A 15,018-nucleotide genomic window follows, 5' to 3' on the forward strand; every position below is an offset into this window, starting at 1 on the left:
AATGAAGAAGTTTGCCATGCCTGTCCTGATGTCCGTTCTGCTGCTGACAGCGACCGCTTGCGGTGGAAGTGCAGAGCCTGAGGCTGCGGCCACGCCATCAGCATCCACCGTGGGCGAAGTTGCTGCCGCTGCTGGCACCAGCATTCCCAAGCCCACCGCTGAGCAGGAAGCAAAACTGCTGGACGACATCAAGAAGATCAACCCGGCGTTCATCAACCGGAAGACCGTGGACAACGCACGGAACCAGTGCACAAGCATCTTGGATGAGTCCCCGGAAGCCAGCTTGGTTAGATCGGTCAAGGCCCGCTTTGAGGGTCTCGGCGTCGAGTCAGTTTCCGACGCCGAAGCAAAGCAGCTGTTGAAGACAATCCGTACCAACGGATTCTGCAAGTAGCCCTAGCGAATCACCAGGTTCCCGGGTTAGCCGTCATCGTGTTAGCCCGGGAACCAACGGAACCAAGCTGGGTGCAGTCGGGCGAGCGAGGACGGAGCCTCTGGAACTTGAGGAGGCAGGTCTGTACTCAAGTCTTCGGTAAAGGACTTCGCTTCGCTCAGGCTGTCTCCCCCTGCTGTTCCCTGCCCCCAACGCTTCGGTTAGGTATTGACGCAACGCACCGGCCGTGGCATTCGGATGGTGGGGTCAGGAAACGATGGACCCCCCCAGTGAATCGGGGCGCACTGATGGCGCGGAAGGATTCACTGAGGGGGACTGAGGATCTGATTCGGACGGAGCCGGTCGAGGTTTCCTAGAACGCGCTACGGGTATTACTCGCCTGCGCCAGGACTGGGATGTGAGGGGTGAACCGGGGGAGCCGCAAACGCTCTTACCCCGCTGGATTTTCTAGCGCTCCGAGTCTGCCTTGATACGCGTTCAATCCCTCTCGGGAAATCCTTTGGTCTCACTACACCCGGGGACAAGCCGGTGGTCATTCATCCTGACTCGGCTTCGACATGCCGTGGACGGGTATCGCGCACTCTGCCAGGAGTCGGGATACACTTTCTATTAAGTTGTTTTTGACGAACATCACGATAGCCGAGTACCTGCCAGGGTCTCGGCTATCGGCCTTTAACCGGCGTGTCACTCTGACTTGGGCCTGGGGCTCGAATCGTTCCCCGTACCTTGGAAGCATGGATGGACAACGCCCCGCATGGCGACTCTCGGAAGCTGTCGAACGAACCAACGCCAGCAGGTCGACCCTTCGCAGGCACCTGGAGAACGGACGACTTCCCAACGCCTACAAGGACAGCTCGGGTGCGTGGCGGTTCCCGGTCGAGGATCTACTCGCCGCCGGGGTGAGCATGGTCAAGAGCAGCCCAGACAATCCGGTGAACGTGTCCACTGAGCAACCTGCTGAACAACCCATGAGCAACCATGCCCAGCGCATTGCCGAACTGGAACAACAGCTTGCCGTTGAACGCGAACGCAGCGCCGGACTGGAAAGGCTTGCGGCATTCGCCCATGAGCGCGCGGAAGACCTCCGCATGGCCTTGCGGATGATCGAGGGAACCAGGCCTGAGCAACCCGCTGAGCAAGCTCTGAGCGTGCCCAGTGACCGTGCCCAGGATGGTGCCGTGAGCGACCCTGAGCAATCCTCTCCCAGCGGTGCTCGCCGATGGCTAACCTTCGGTCGTCGTCGGTGATTTGCGGGCGTTAGGCGGCGCGCCAGCGCCGTGCAACCGTCAAAGGCTCCGGGGCTCTCCCCGTGCCCGGTCATAGCGCCGCGTGGCCGTGGTGAAGATGGGCCGGGGCTCGGAAACGGACACGAAAAGGGGCCGGCTACAGTTAGCCGGCCCCATGATCTGGTTTTCGTTTGCCGCCGTCGAGTTGCCCTTCGCTTGGCGTTACTTGGATTCTTCGGGAACCCAGGTGAGGTAAATGTCGCCGTGGCGTACGCCTTCCTCATTGACAACGGAGTTGCGGAGGTTGACGACAATGCGCCCATCGGCCTGGATGAACGGGGGAGTGCGGTAGGTGCGGACGCTCTTGCTCAGCGATTCCGGTACGCCTTCGCCGGCGAGCACCGCAACGCCCGGGGTTTCCTGGGCAAGTCGGGCCTTGCCGTCCCAGTCGTAGTTGCCCTTTCGGACGCCGCGCCTCGGGGGTAGCCCGATTGGTGTTGTGCCGTTCATGAATTCTCCTGTTGGGTTGGTTTCGCATTTTCCGGTTGGACGTCCAACCGGAAACCATTGGTGTTTCCCCCGTTATCGGTGGTGACATTCAGATTACCGCTGGGCAGATGACAGAATTTGCCATTGGTCGCTATACAGCACTTCCGTGGTCTAAGCCCGTGCCCCGGGCGTGAGGAAGCCCCCGACTCGTGGTCTTGAATCGGGGGCCTTGCGTTTCCTGTCTAGTCCTTCAGCTCGGGATAGGTTCCATCGACGGTGGCCACGGTTTCCATCCAGCATGTCGCGTCGATTGCCTGGTCGAGTCCTTCGAGCGCCGACGCGATCGCGGGGGCTGATGCCGGGTAGGTCTGGTTCAGGCTGTCCGTGGCCATGACGATGCGGCCGTGGTCTGCCAGCTGCTCCAGCTGGAACCGCAGGGTGCGGAGCTGGTCATAAATCTCTGATGCTCGGGTGGTCACGTCGTGCCCTTCGTTGGTCGGTTCATCTTGTCATCGTGCGCCGACGGGTGGGCCGGGCCGTCAGGCCCGACTCCATGGCCAGCTAGGAAACGTTGGCCCAGACCTCGGACTCCAGGATCTTCTTCACGGTTGCCGGATACCACCGCGCGCCACCCTGCGCCGTCGGCGTCCCGTCCTCGGTCAGCCCGTTGGCGATCGCCGTATACGTGGCGCCGTCGCGGCGTTCGGCCTTGATCCGCTTCACCACCGCAACGGGCAGCTCCGTGCGGCGGCCCAGCTTCACGCCCTCGCGCTTCCGCTGCGCCAGCCCCTCGCGGGTTCGGTCACCGATCAGCCGCCGTTCATACTGCGCGACCGACACCTGGACATTGGCCATGAACTCACCCTGCGACGTGGTGGTGTCCAGATCCATCTCGCTCAGCACCATGGCCCAGCCCTCGCGCCGCGACCTGCCCATGAGCCCGGCGAAGTCTTCGACGTTGCGGCTGATGCGGTCGATCCGAATGGCCAGCAGGTAGTGGGCCGCGCCAGCGGTGAGCATGTCCAGCGCCTCGTTCAATACCGGACGCGCCTTGCGGGACATGGACTTGCCGGAGGCCTGCTCCTGCATGACCACCGCGTTCCAGCCCCGAAGCTGCGCGACATGGCTCAGGAGCACCACCTGGGCATCAAGGCTGGCCCCCTTGCGGGCCTGTTCCTCGGTGGACACTCGGGCATAAACGATGGCTGTCCTGGTCGGGTTCACGTTCCGAATTTATACCAAAGGGACGTTTGGTATAAATCAAATCTCGATAAGCTGGGGATTTTCTTTGGCCTTACGCACTCTTACTCGCTGACAGACACGACCCGCGTCCCACACGGGCACCCCCACTCTGCGGGGTCGTACTACCTGTCTACGCCGCCGTGCCAGGAGCAAGCACCTTGCTTTCCCCCTGCGTTGGAGTGTGTGCCGTCCATGCATCGAACCCTGTAGCCCGTTGTGGATCGGCTTGGCGCTGCGGGGCGGCTGGGTGCCGTGGAGTCACCTTCGGGAATGATGAACTTAGGCGCTTGGTAAGTGGCGGTCCTTAGGCGCGCTCGGGCGCTATTTCCTTCCCAGAACGTACTGGTCAAGTTGCATTCGGTTACGGTCGCATAGGCGTAATTGAGGCTTGCAGCAGTACCGGCAGATTTGCTGCCGGGCTTGCCATACGTGGTGTGAAAATAGCTCCCTTCGCCTCCCGTGCGAATGTCGCTACAGATTTGGACGGCGATGCTCTTGAGATCTAATTCGGAAGGCGGCGTGAGCCCGTACGCCCTGTAGCTATTGGTTGTGTAGTCGCGACTGAGTTCCTCGTTTGTTTTTGTTGCCGGGGGTGTTGTTTTAGTGGGGGCGGCCGCAAAGGCCTTGGCGTTAGATTGCGGAGAGGTGGCAGCCGCTTTGGAGGGTGCGTCTGTGTCGAGTGTTGAACTAATCCCCGACCAGACCAGCAAAACGAGCATGAGGAGCGAGGCTGTTATGACTAGCCGAGAGCCTCCGCCCCCACCTTTGTTGGCAGGGGGGAGCGGGTCAACCGAGTCGCGGCTCCGCCCGTAATGGAATTGCTCGTCTTTCATGGTTTCCCCCGCTGTTTCTATTTGACGCTGGCAACATTGTTCCATCAGGGCACGAAGGGACTTTCGAGGCGCGCGTGGTCGTCGGGTGAAGCGTTCCCTTTATGAACTCACTCCCAGCCCCGCTCTGAATGGTTCACGGGGCGATGATACTGTCCTTCCTCCTTCGCGTTCACTGCGTCCTCCTCACGGAAATACCATCCGCGAACCGCCCCTGAGCCAACGCTCGCGACCAGCCAATGGGGCTTCGCCTTTTCCATACGTCCGACGCTATCGGTGTAGAGGCCGCGGCGATCAGGTGGGGGGAGGCGCAGTGTCGCCCCACATTTATTAATGATGCGGTTCACTTGCATGCGCGAGAACCCGGAGGCTTGCGCGATCTCTGTGACTTTCACGCGGTGTTCGTATGCGCGGAGGATGCTCTCCTCGAGGCGAAGGTTGGCGGACTGAGCGGCCAAGCGGGCGTCCTTGATGTCGGAAATTACTGTCATGGGCAAACTGTAACATTAAGTTACAAATGTAACATAATCGACAATCGATGGTGCGGACAAAATACCGCCGCCGAAAGACATATCTTGTTCGAAAACATTGAGACCTAAAGAACTGTCTTCCTTCCTGGGTAAGTTGGGAAGATCAATTGAATGAAACTTCATGGGGTGAGTCAGTGGGCTGGGAAGCCGAATACGACGCGGTAAACAAAGCCGCTGAAGAATTTGTCTTTGGCCGTTGGCGGGCAGGGATGGAAAACGCAGACGGCTCCAACGACGCAGCGCTCCAGTACCGTGATACAACATGGCCTCAGCGCAAGCCCTGCCCACCTGTGTATCTCCCTCCGACATGGATCAAAGATGTCTGGTTATGCGGCCTCTTGGTGATCCTGTTTCTTTTTCTGTTGTTATGGTTTGGATCTAGCTTCGGCGCAGATCCAACTTTGTCGATCCTCTGTGCATTGCTGTGGTCTCTGTTGTGGTGGGCCGTATTCTCCTCCGCGAAAAAAACTGCCGCGCGCAAAAGCATTCCGCACTACACATGGCAGAAGGTTCGACAGACACGTCTGGCTGTCACTATGCAATTCAACGACGCAGCTGTAGCCGTGAACGCGCGATTGAACGGCGCCAAGCGCGCACAAAAAGCCGAGGAAATTGCACGGATTCAAGCGCGTGAACTCCAAGAATCGATGGAACGCGAAGCTGCGCTTGAGCGTGAGGAGGCCATGCGGCGGCCGCAACCAGTCTTCGACTGCACGCACCAGGAAGCCGAAGCACTGGCTGCCAGATGGATGCGATACCTCGGTGAGGAAGATGCCGTGGTCTCCCAAGCAACACGAGATGGCGGCATTGATGTGGTTTCGAACCGGTTTGTTGCTGAGGTAAAGCATCATGCAATGCCAGTGGGACCCCTCTACGTGCGTGCGATTGTTGGTGTCGCATACAACCTCGGCAAGTCCCCGGTGTTCTTTTCACTCAACGGTTATACGAGAGACGCCGAAGAATTTGGTCGCCAAGCCGGCGCTTTGCTCTTTGTTTACAATCCTGAACGCGGAACGCTTCACGGTGTAACAAAAGCAAGCCGCACGGCTATACGTGAAGGCCTTGCCAGCGTTCTGGAACACTAGATAAATTCTGGCTATCGTTCGTATCCTTCATCGCGTCCAAGCTGCGGCGGTGTGTACGGACGCGCCACAGGAGTGATCCCCTTGGCAGGTCCACGGGTCGTGGGTGGGTTCGGGAAACTCGCCTCCCGCATCTTCTGAATCTTGGCTCTCTGTTCGTCCAATTCACGCTGCTCACGCTCTTTCACGGCCCGGTGTGAACCCAGTGTCCGGGCCTTGCCCTTGAATTCTTCCCGCTCGGCGCTGACCGCTAGTTTCGGCTGGTTCCGTCGCCGGGGAGCCTCCACCAGCTTGTGTTCGCGCTCAAGCTTCGTGCAGGCGCTCTGTGCCGCGCGGCGGTCGTTCCTGGCATGCCAGACCTCGCCCAGATCGTTGACCCGGGAGACCACCAGGTGCACGTGGTCATGACCGTGGCGCACCATCACCCACGGATGATCCGCAAAGCCCATGTCCTCGGCAAACGACTGCCCCATGTCGGCCCACGTCGCATCCGACAACGTCCTATCCTGTGCGGTGTTGCGCAGCGAAACATGCCAGACGGGGTTCTTGATCTCCCGGCGGGTGTTGAGCGCCTTGCGCAACTCCCCGGCCCACTGGGACGGGTCGGTGTGGCCCTCCATGCCGACATTGGAGGCAATCACGATGCCGCCCGACTGCTTGGATCCGCCGAACTCGTAGGCGTGCTCGTTCGCGTTGCCCGGCCCGTGCAGGTAGGCGCCGATGTCCCCGGGGTTGTTCCCCCGGGTGATTTTCGCGATCACGGCAGCTCACCGCGCACGCGGGCCAGTTCCTCGCGGGTCGCCTGCACGGCCTCCAGCAACTCGGGACTGGACGGGGCGTGCCCGGAATTCACGGCACGCACCAACTGGTTCAGGTTCGACCCCACCCGCCCCAGATCCGCGCGCAGCTTCGCTATCTCACCCGCAGCGCCAATGTGATTTGAATCACTAACATCTAGCTGGGCTAGAATCTCGCCTCTCGCCCAGGCCGAAACCGATCGATCCCCAGCTGCCGCAATCAAGGCCGCGTGCTCTTCCTCGGTCAACGACATCGACACCCGACGCGTGCGCGGGTTCTCAACCGTCGGCCGGCCCGCCTTGCGTGGCTCGAACACTGGACGCGCTGCTGCAGCATCCGCGGCCTCCGCCTCTTGTTTGGCCTTTAGAGCTTCCCCGGCCAGAACCCACGGACTCACCGGGGTACTCGGTGCCGGGCTTTTCCGGGAAAACAACGCCATGCGAACCATCCTTTGCGAGACCGCCCCGCGGTCGAAAACAAGCCCTCCGCAGGAGCAAGGGGCGATGAGCCGGAACGAAAACTGTCAGCGAGGAACGAGCGGTACGACAGTTTTCCGTTACGGGGAATCATACCTTGCATCTGTCCCAGGGCGTCCGACGAAGGAGAACCAGCGCGCTCTGGGACAGGGGGCCGGACAGGGGGCCGGACACGGGACCGACGACCCCAAGTGAACACGCGGAGGGAGCGGGGCCGGCCCATCAACCGCAGCGCAGCGGAGGTTGATCCAGGGGGCACTGCGAAGCGTGCCCCCTACGCCACCCACACGCCCCAGGTATTCGGGGGTACGTCATTGAGACCACGTCAAAAACAGGGCTTCGGAACCTGTTGTGATCACGACGCCACACAGCCCAGCGAAGCGGGCCGGATCTTGCCCCGCGGGTAGAATCACAGCCGATATACAAACAAACCCGGGGGAAGAAAATGAAGAAGTTTGCCATGCCTGTCCTGATGTCCGTTCTGCTGCTGACAGCGACCGCTTGCGGTGGAAGTGCAGAGCCTGAGGCTGCGGCCACGCCATCAGCATCCACCGTGGGCGAAGTTGCTGCCGCTGCTGGCACCAGCATTCCCAAGCCCACCGCTGAGCAGGAAGCAAAACTGCTGGACGACATCAAGAAGATCAACCCGGCGTTCATCAACCGGAAGACCGTGGACAACGCACGGAACCAGTGCACAAGCATCTTGGATGAGTCCCCGGAAGCCAGCTTGGTTAGATCGGTCAAGGCCCGCTTTGAGGGTCTCGGCGTCGAGTCAGTTTCCGACGCCGAAGCAAAGCAGCTGTTGAAGACAATCCGTACCAACGGATTCTGCAAGTAGCCCTAGCGAATCACCAGGTTCCCGGGTTAGCCGTCATCGTGTTAGCCCGGGAACCAACGGAACCAAGCTGGGTGCAGTCGGGCGAGCGAGGACGGAGCCTCTGGAACTTGAGGAGGCAGGTCTGTACTCAAGTCTTCGGTAAAGGACTTCGCTTCGCTCAGGCTGTCTCCCCCTGCTGTTCCCTGCCCCCAACGCTTCGGTTAGGTATTGACGCAACGCACCGGCCGTGGCATTCGGATGGTGGGGTCAGGAAACGATGGACCCCCCCAGTGAATCGGGGCGCACTGATGGCGCGGAAGGATTCACTGAGGGGGACTGAGGATCTGATTCGGACGGAGCCGGTCGAGGTTTCCTAGAACGCGCTACGGGTATTACTCGCCTGCGCCAGGACTGGGATGTGAGGGGTGAACCGGGGGAGCCGCAAACGCTCTTACCCCGCTGGATTTTCTAGCGCTCCGAGTCTGCCTTGATACGCGTTCAATCCCTCTCGGGAAATCCTTTGGTCTCACTACACCCGGGGACAAGCCGGTGGTCATTCATCCTGACTCGGCTTCGACATGCCGTGGACGGGTATCGCGCACTCTGCCAGGAGTCGGGATACACTTTCTATTAAGTTGTTTTTGACGAACATCACGATAGCCGAGTACCTGCCAGGGTCTCGGCTATCGGCCTTTAACCGGCGTGTCACTCTGACTTGGGCCTGGGGCTCGAATCGTTCCCCGTACCTTGGAAGCATGGATGGACAACGCCCCGCATGGCGACTCTCGGAAGCTGTCGAACGAACCAACGCCAGCAGGTCGACCCTTCGCAGGCACCTGGAGAACGGACGACTTCCCAACGCCTACAAGGACAGCTCGGGTGCGTGGCGGTTCCCGGTCGAGGATCTACTCGCCGCCGGGGTGAGCATGGTCAAGAGCAGCCCAGACAATCCGGTGAACGTGTCCACTGAGCAACCTGCTGAACAACCCATGAGCAACCATGCCCAGCGCATTGCCGAACTGGAACAACAGCTTGCCGTTGAACGCGAACGCAGCGCCGGACTGGAAAGGCTTGCGGCATTCGCCCATGAGCGCGCGGAAGACCTCCGCATGGCCTTGCGGATGATCGAGGGAACCAGGCCTGAGCAACCCGCTGAGCAAGCTCTGAGCGTGCCCAGTGACCGTGCCCAGGATGGTGCCGTGAGCGACCCTGAGCAATCCTCTCCCAGCGGTGCTCGCCGATGGCTAACCTTCGGTCGTCGTCGGTGATTTGCGGGCGTTAGGCGGCGCGCCAGCGCCGTGCAACCGTCAAAGGCTCCGGGGCTCTCCCCGTGCCCGGTCATAGCGCCGCGTGGCCGTGGTGAAGATGGGCCGGGGCTCGGAAACGGACACGAAAAGGGGCCGGCTACAGTTAGCCGGCCCCATGATCTGGTTTTCGTTTGCCGCCGTCGAGTTGCCCTTCGCTTGGCGTTACTTGGATTCTTCGGGAACCCAGGTGAGGTAAATGTCGCCGTGGCGTACGCCTTCCTCATTGACAACGGAGTTGCGGAGGTTGACGACAATGCGCCCATCGGCCTGGATGAACGGGGGAGTGCGGTAGGTGCGGACGCTCTTGCTCAGCGATTCCGGTACGCCTTCGCCGGCGAGCACCGCAACGCCCGGGGTTTCCTGGGCAAGTCGGGCCTTGCCGTCCCAGTCGTAGTTGCCCTTTCGGACGCCGCGCCTCGGGGGTAGCCCGATTGGTGTTGTGCCGTTCATGAATTCTCCTGTTGGGTTGGTTTCGCATTTTCCGGTTGGACGTCCAACCGGAAACCATTGGTGTTTCCCCCGTTATCGGTGGTGACATTCAGATTACCGCTGGGCAGATGACAGAATTTGCCATTGGTCGCTATACAGCACTTCCGTGGTCTAAGCCCGTGCCCCGGGCGTGAGGAAGCCCCCGACTCGTGGTCTTGAATCGGGGGCCTTGCGTTTCCTGTCTAGTCCTTCAGCTCGGGATAGGTTCCATCGACGGTGGCCACGGTTTCCATCCAGCATGTCGCGTCGATTGCCTGGTCGAGTCCTTCGAGCGCCGACGCGATCGCGGGGGCTGATGCCGGGTAGGTCTGGTTCAGGCTGTCCGTGGCCATGACGATGCGGCCGTGGTCTGCCAGCTGCTCCAGCTGGAACCGCAGGGTGCGGAGCTGGTCATAAATCTCTGATGCTCGGGTGGTCACGTCGTGCCCTTCGTTGGTCGGTTCATCTTGTCATCGTGCGCCGACGGGTGGGCCGGGCCGTCAGGCCCGACTCCATGGCCAGCTAGGAAACGTTGGCCCAGACCTCGGACTCCAGGATCTTCTTCACGGTTGCCGGATACCACCGCGCGCCACCCTGCGCCGTCGGCGTCCCGTCCTCGGTCAGCCCGTTGGCGATCGCCGTATACGTGGCGCCGTCGCGGCGTTCGGCCTTGATCCGCTTCACCACCGCAACGGGCAGCTCCGTGCGGCGGCCCAGCTTCACGCCCTCGCGCTTCCGCTGCGCCAGCCCCTCGCGGGTTCGGTCACCGATCAGCCGCCGTTCATACTGCGCGACCGACACCTGGACATTGGCCATGAACTCACCCTGCGACGTGGTGGTGTCCAGATCCATCTCGCTCAGCACCATGGCCCAGCCCTCGCGCCGCGACCTGCCCATGAGCCCGGCGAAGTCTTCGACGTTGCGGCTGATGCGGTCGATCCGAATGGCCAGCAGGTAGTGGGCCGCGCCAGCGGTGAGCATGTCCAGCGCCTCGTTCAATACCGGACGCGCCTTGCGGGACATGGACTTGCCGGAGGCCTGCTCCTGCATGACCACCGCGTTCCAGCCCCGAAGCTGCGCGACATGGCTCAGGAGCACCACCTGGGCATCAAGGCTGGCCCCCTTGCGGGCCTGTTCCTCGGTGGACACTCGGGCATAAACGATGGCTGTCCTGGTCGGGTTCACGTTCCGAATTTATACCAAAGGGACGTTTGGTATAAATCAAATCTCGATAAGCTGGGGATTTTCTTTGGCCTTACGCACTCTTACTCGCTGACAGACACGACCCGCGTCCCACACGGGCACCCCCACTCTGCGGGGTCGTACTACCTGTCTACGCCGCCGTGCCAGGAGCAAGCACCTTGCTTTCCCCCTGCGTTGGAGTGTGTGCCGTCCATGCATCGAACCCTGTAGCCCGTTGTGGATCGGCTTGGCGCTGCGGGGCGGCTGGGTGCCGTGGAGTCACCTTCGGGAATGATGAACTTAGGCGCTTGGTAAGTGGCGGTCCTTAGGCGCGCTCGGGCGCTATTTCCTTCCCAGAACGTACTGGTCAAGTTGCATTCGGTTACGGTCGCATAGGCGTAATTGAGGCTTGCAGCAGTACCGGCAGATTTGCTGCCGGGCTTGCCATACGTGGTGTGAAAATAGCTCCCTTCGCCTCCCGTGCGAATGTCGCTACAGATTTGGACGGCGATGCTCTTGAGATCTAATTCGGAAGGCGGCGTGAGCCCGTACGCCCTGTAGCTATTGGTTGTGTAGTCGCGACTGAGTTCCTCGTTTGTTTTTGTTGCCGGGGGTGTTGTTTTAGTGGGGGCGGCCGCAAAGGCCTTGGCGTTAGATTGCGGAGAGGTGGCAGCCGCTTTGGAGGGTGCGTCTGTGTCGAGTGTTGAACTAATCCCCGACCAGACCAGCAAAACGAGCATGAGGAGCGAGGCTGTTATGACTAGCCGAGAGCCTCCGCCCCCACCTTTGTTGGCAGGGGGGAGCGGGTCAACCGAGTCGCGGCTCCGCCCGTAATGGAATTGCTCGTCTTTCATGGTTTCCCCCGCTGTTTCTATTTGACGCTGGCAACATTGTTCCATCAGGGCACGAAGGGACTTTCGAGGCGCGCGTGGTCGTCGGGTGAAGCGTTCCCTTTATGAACTCACTCCCAGCCCCGCTCTGAATGGTTCACGGGGCGATGATACTGTCCTTCCTCCTTCGCGTTCACTGCGTCCTCCTCACGGAAATACCATCCGCGAACCGCCCCTGAGCCAACGCTCGCGACCAGCCAATGGGGCTTCGCCTTTTCCATACGTCCGACGCTATCGGTGTAGAGGCCGCGGCGATCAGGTGGGGGGAGGCGCAGTGTCGCCCCACATTTATTAATGATGCGGTTCACTTGCATGCGCGAGAACCCGGAGGCTTGCGCGATCTCTGTGACTTTCACGCGGTGTTCGTATGCGCGGAGGATGCTCTCCTCGAGGCGAAGGTTGGCGGACTGAGCGGCCAAGCGGGCGTCCTTGATGTCGGAAATTACTGTCATGGGCAAACTGTAACATTAAGTTACAAATGTAACATAATCGACAATCGATGGTGCGGACAAAATACCGCCGCCGAAAGACATATCTTGTTCGAAAACATTGAGACCTAAAGAACTGTCTTCCTTCCTGGGTAAGTTGGGAAGATCAATTGAATGAAACTTCATGGGGTGAGTCAGTGGGCTGGGAAGCCGAATACGACGCGGTAAACAAAGCCGCTGAAGAATTTGTCTTTGGCCGTTGGCGGGCAGGGATGGAAAACGCAGACGGCTCCAACGACGCAGCGCTCCAGTACCGTGATACAACATGGCCTCAGCGCAAGCCCTGCCCACCTGTGTATCTCCCTCCGACATGGATCAAAGATGTCTGGTTATGCGGCCTCTTGGTGATCCTGTTTCTTTTTCTGTTGTTATGGTTTGGATCTAGCTTCGGCGCAGATCCAACTTTGTCGATCCTCTGTGCATTGCTGTGGTCTCTGTTGTGGTGGGCCGTATTCTCCTCCGCGAAAAAAACTGCCGCGCGCAAAAGCATTCCGCACTACACATGGCAGAAGGTTCGACAGACACGTCTGGCTGTCACTATGCAATTCAACGACGCAGCTGTAGCCGTGAACGCGCGATTGAACGGCGCCAAGCGCGCACAAAAAGCCGAGGAAATTGCACGGATTCAAGCGCGTGAACTCCAAGAATCGATGGAACGCGAAGCTGCGCTTGAGCGTGAGGAGGCCATGCGGCGGCCGCAACCAGTCTTCGACTGCACGCACCAGGAAGCCGAAGCACTGGCTGCCAGATGGATGCGATACCTCGGTGAGGAAGATGCCGTGGTCTCCCAAGCAACACGAGATGGCGGCATTGATGTGGTTTCGAACCGGTTTGTTGCTGAGGTAAAGCATCATGCAATGCCAGTGGGACCCCTCTACGTGCGTGCGATTGTTGGTGTCGCATACAACCTCGGCAAGTCCCCGGTGTTCTTTTCACTCAACGGTTATACGAGAGACGCCGAAGAATTTGGTCGCCAAGCCGGCGCTTTGCTCTTTGTTTACAATCCTGAACGCGGAACGCTTCACGGTGTAACAAAAGCAAGCCGCACGGCTATACGTGAAGGCCTTGCCAGCGTTCTGGAACACTAGATAAATTCTGGCTATCGTTCGTATCCTTCATCGCGTCCAAGCTGCGGCGGTGTGTACGGACGCGCCACAGGAGTGATCCCCTTGGCAGGTCCACGGGTCGTGGGTGGGTTCGGGAAACTCGCCTCCCGCATCTTCTGAATCTTGGCTCTCTGTTCGTCCAATTCACGCTGCTCACGCTCTTTCACGGCCCGGTGTGAACCCAGTGTCCGGGCCTTGCCCTTGAATTCTTCCCGCTCGGCGCTGACCGCTAGTTTCGGCTGGTTCCGTCGCCGGGGAGCCTCCACCAGCTTGTGTTCGCGCTCAAGCTTCGTGCAGGCGCTCTGTGCCGCGCGGCGGTCGTTCCTGGCATGCCAGACCTCGCCCAGATCGTTGACCCGGGAGACCACCAGGTGCACGTGGTCATGACCGTGGCGCACCATCACCCACGGATGATCCGCAAAGCCCATGTCCTCGGCAAACGACTGCCCCATGTCGGCCCACGTCGCATCCGACAACGTCCTATCCTGTGCGGTGTTGCGCAGCGAAACATGCCAGACGGGGTTCTTGATCTCCCGGCGGGTGTTGAGCGCCTTGCGCAACTCCCCGGCCCACTGGGACGGGTCGGTGTGGCCCTCCATGCCGACATTGGAGGCAATCACGATGCCGCCCGACTGCTTGGATCCGCCGAACTCGTAGGCGTGCTCGTTCGCGTTGCCCGGCCCGTGCAGGTAGGCGCCGATGTCCCCGGGGTTGTTCCCCCGGGTGATTTTCGCGATCACGGCAGCTCACCGCGCACGCGGGCCAGTTCCTCGCGGGTCGCCTGCACGGCCTCCAGCAACTCGGGACTGGACGGGGCGTGCCCGGAATTCACGGCACGCACCAACTGGTTCAGGTTCGACCCCACCCGCCCCAGATCCGCGCGCAGCTTCGCTATCTCACCCGCAGCGCCAATGTGATTTGAATCACTAACATCTAGCTGGGCTAGAATCTCGCCTCTCGCCCAGGCCGAAACCGATCGATCCCCAGCTGCCGCAATCAAGGCCGCGTGCTCTTCCTCGGTCAACGACATCGACACCCGACGCGTGCGCGGGTTCTCAACCGTCGGCCGGCCCGCCTTGCGTGGCTCGAACACTGGACGCGCTGCTGCAGCATCCGCGGCCTCCGCCTCTTGTTTGGCCTTTAGAGCTTCCCCGGCCAGAACCCACGGACTCACCGGGGTACTCGGTGCCGGGCTTTTCCGGGAAAACAACGCCATGCGAACCATCCTTTGCGAGACCGCCCCGCGGTCGAAAACAAGCCCTCCGCAGGAGCAAGGGGCGATGAGCCGGAACGAAAACTGTCAGCGAGGAACGAGCGGTACGACAGTTTTCCGTTACGGGGAATCATACCTTGCATCTGTCCCAGGGCGTCCGACGAAGGAGAACCAGCGCGCTCTGGGACAGGGGGCCGGACAGGGGGCCGGACACGGGACCGACGACCCCAAGTGAACACGCGGAGGGAGCGGGGCCGGCCCATCAACCGCAGCGCAGCGGAGGTTGATCCAGGGGGCACTGCGAAGCGTGCCCCCTACGCCACCCACACGCCCCAGGTATTCGGGGGTACGTCATTGAGACCACGTCAAAAACAGGGCTTCGGAACCTGTTGTGATCACGACGCCACACAGCCCAGCGAAGCGGGCCGGATCTTGCCCCGCGGGTAGAATCACAGCCGATATACAAACAAACCCGGGGGA

18 protein-coding genes are annotated in these 15,018 nt (G+C 60.7%); 6 read left to right on the forward strand and 12 right to left on the reverse strand.

The genetic code is table 11. The features are described from left to right. Both JOF47_RS19000 and JOF47_RS19005 read left to right on the forward strand, forming a co-directional pair. Window positions 1-394: hypothetical protein (locus tag JOF47_RS19000; protein ID WP_210001898.1), on the forward strand; the 394-nt coding region annotated here is incomplete at its 5' end. Window positions 395-1,128: 734 nt separating this feature from the next. After that, complete coding sequence (locus JOF47_RS19005; protein WP_210001899.1) at window positions 1,129-1,641, forward strand: helix-turn-helix transcriptional regulator; 513 nt, start codon at window positions 1,129-1,131, stop codon at window positions 1,639-1,641. Between the two features lie 201 nt (window positions 1,642-1,842). Here the strand turns inward: JOF47_RS19005 and JOF47_RS19010 are convergent, their stop codons facing one another. The 4 genes from JOF47_RS19010 to JOF47_RS19025 all read right to left on the reverse strand — a co-directional run bounded on the left by JOF47_RS19010 (window position 1,843) and on the right by JOF47_RS19025 (window position 4,672). Then, the gene (locus JOF47_RS19010) at window positions 1,843-2,130 is read right to left on the reverse strand and encodes a hypothetical protein (protein WP_210001901.1); all 288 of its coding nucleotides are present in this window, start codon (window positions 2,128-2,130) and stop codon (window positions 1,843-1,845) included. A 221-nt stretch (window positions 2,131-2,351) separates the two neighbouring features. Beyond that, window positions 2,352-2,588, reverse strand: coding sequence for a hypothetical protein (locus JOF47_RS19015; protein ID WP_210001902.1), 237 nt, complete (start codon window positions 2,586-2,588; stop codon window positions 2,352-2,354). A gap of 82 nt (window positions 2,589-2,670) precedes the next feature. Continuing rightward, window positions 2,671-3,333: a recombinase family protein gene (locus JOF47_RS22390; RefSeq protein WP_210001904.1), complete on the reverse strand. Its 663-nt coding sequence runs from the start codon at window positions 3,331-3,333 to the stop codon at window positions 2,671-2,673. 958 nt (window positions 3,334-4,291) lie between these two features. Beyond that, a complete protein-coding gene (locus JOF47_RS19025) occupies window positions 4,292-4,672 on the reverse strand; it encodes a hypothetical protein (RefSeq protein ID WP_210001906.1) in 381 nt (126 codons plus the stop codon). 146 nt (window positions 4,673-4,818) lie between these two features. On the opposite strand from JOF47_RS19025, the gene JOF47_RS22055 reads away from it, so the two are divergent. Next, the gene (locus JOF47_RS22055) at window positions 4,819-5,796 is read left to right on the forward strand and encodes a restriction endonuclease (protein WP_245357045.1); all 978 of its coding nucleotides are present in this window, start codon (window positions 4,819-4,821) and stop codon (window positions 5,794-5,796) included. 11 nt (window positions 5,797-5,807) lie between these two features. On the opposite strand, the gene JOF47_RS19035 is transcribed toward JOF47_RS22055, so the two are convergent. After that, on the reverse strand, window positions 5,808-6,554 hold the full coding sequence (locus JOF47_RS19035) for a relaxase/mobilization nuclease domain-containing protein (RefSeq protein WP_210001908.1): 747 nt from the start codon (window positions 6,552-6,554) through the stop codon (window positions 5,808-5,810). Then, complete coding sequence (locus JOF47_RS19040; RefSeq protein ID WP_210001909.1) at window positions 6,551-7,030, reverse strand: plasmid mobilization relaxosome protein MobC; 480 nt, start codon at window positions 7,028-7,030, stop codon at window positions 6,551-6,553. Before JOF47_RS19040 ends, JOF47_RS19035 begins: the two co-directional genes overlap by 4 nt. A 482-nt stretch (window positions 7,031-7,512) precedes the next feature. Between JOF47_RS19040 and JOF47_RS19045 the strand changes: the two genes are divergently transcribed. Together JOF47_RS19045 and JOF47_RS19050 are read left to right on the forward strand one after the other, a co-directional pair. After that, window positions 7,513-7,905: a hypothetical protein gene (locus JOF47_RS19045; protein ID WP_210001898.1), complete on the forward strand. Its 393-nt coding sequence runs from the start codon at window positions 7,513-7,515 to the stop codon at window positions 7,903-7,905. A gap of 734 nt (window positions 7,906-8,639) precedes the next feature. Then, window positions 8,640-9,152 carry a helix-turn-helix transcriptional regulator gene (locus JOF47_RS19050; protein ID WP_210001899.1) on the forward strand — a complete coding sequence of 171 codons (513 nt, stop codon included), beginning with the start codon at window positions 8,640-8,642 and terminating at the stop codon, window positions 9,150-9,152. Between the two features lie 201 nt (window positions 9,153-9,353). Here the strand turns inward: JOF47_RS19050 and JOF47_RS19055 are convergent, their stop codons facing one another. From JOF47_RS19055 to JOF47_RS19070, 4 genes are all read right to left on the reverse strand, one after another. Next, entirely contained in the window at window positions 9,354-9,641 is a 288-nt protein-coding gene (locus JOF47_RS19055; protein WP_210001901.1) for a hypothetical protein, read from the reverse strand. A gap of 221 nt (window positions 9,642-9,862) precedes the next feature. Continuing rightward, a complete protein-coding gene (locus tag JOF47_RS19060; RefSeq protein ID WP_210001902.1) occupies window positions 9,863-10,099 on the reverse strand; it encodes a hypothetical protein in 237 nt (78 codons plus the stop codon). Between the two features lie 82 nt (window positions 10,100-10,181). Further along, a complete protein-coding gene (locus JOF47_RS22395; RefSeq protein WP_210001904.1) occupies window positions 10,182-10,844 on the reverse strand; it encodes a recombinase family protein in 663 nt (220 codons plus the stop codon). A 958-nt stretch (window positions 10,845-11,802) separates the two neighbouring features. Continuing rightward, window positions 11,803-12,183 carry a hypothetical protein gene (locus tag JOF47_RS19070; RefSeq protein WP_210001906.1) on the reverse strand — a complete coding sequence of 127 codons (381 nt, stop codon included), beginning with the start codon at window positions 12,181-12,183 and terminating at the stop codon, window positions 11,803-11,805. A 146-nt stretch (window positions 12,184-12,329) separates the two neighbouring features. On the opposite strand from JOF47_RS19070, the gene JOF47_RS22070 reads away from it, so the two are divergent. Further along, complete coding sequence (locus JOF47_RS22070) at window positions 12,330-13,307, forward strand: restriction endonuclease (RefSeq protein ID WP_245357045.1); 978 nt, start codon at window positions 12,330-12,332, stop codon at window positions 13,305-13,307. An 11-nt stretch (window positions 13,308-13,318) separates the two neighbouring features. Here the strand turns inward: JOF47_RS22070 and JOF47_RS19080 are convergent, their stop codons facing one another. Together JOF47_RS19080 and JOF47_RS19085 are read right to left on the reverse strand one after the other, a co-directional pair. Next, window positions 13,319-14,065 carry a relaxase/mobilization nuclease domain-containing protein gene (locus JOF47_RS19080; RefSeq protein ID WP_210001908.1) on the reverse strand — a complete coding sequence of 249 codons (747 nt, stop codon included), beginning with the start codon at window positions 14,063-14,065 and terminating at the stop codon, window positions 13,319-13,321. Next, complete coding sequence (locus JOF47_RS19085; protein ID WP_210001909.1) at window positions 14,062-14,541, reverse strand: plasmid mobilization relaxosome protein MobC; 480 nt, start codon at window positions 14,539-14,541, stop codon at window positions 14,062-14,064. The genes JOF47_RS19080 and JOF47_RS19085 overlap by 4 nt, the downstream gene beginning before the upstream one ends. Window positions 14,542-15,018: the final 477 nt, after the last annotated feature.

The sequence above is a fragment of the Paeniglutamicibacter kerguelensis genome (genome assembly GCF_017876535.1).
GTDB classification, from domain to species: Bacteria; Actinomycetota; Actinomycetes; order Actinomycetales; family Micrococcaceae; genus Paeniglutamicibacter; species Paeniglutamicibacter kerguelensis.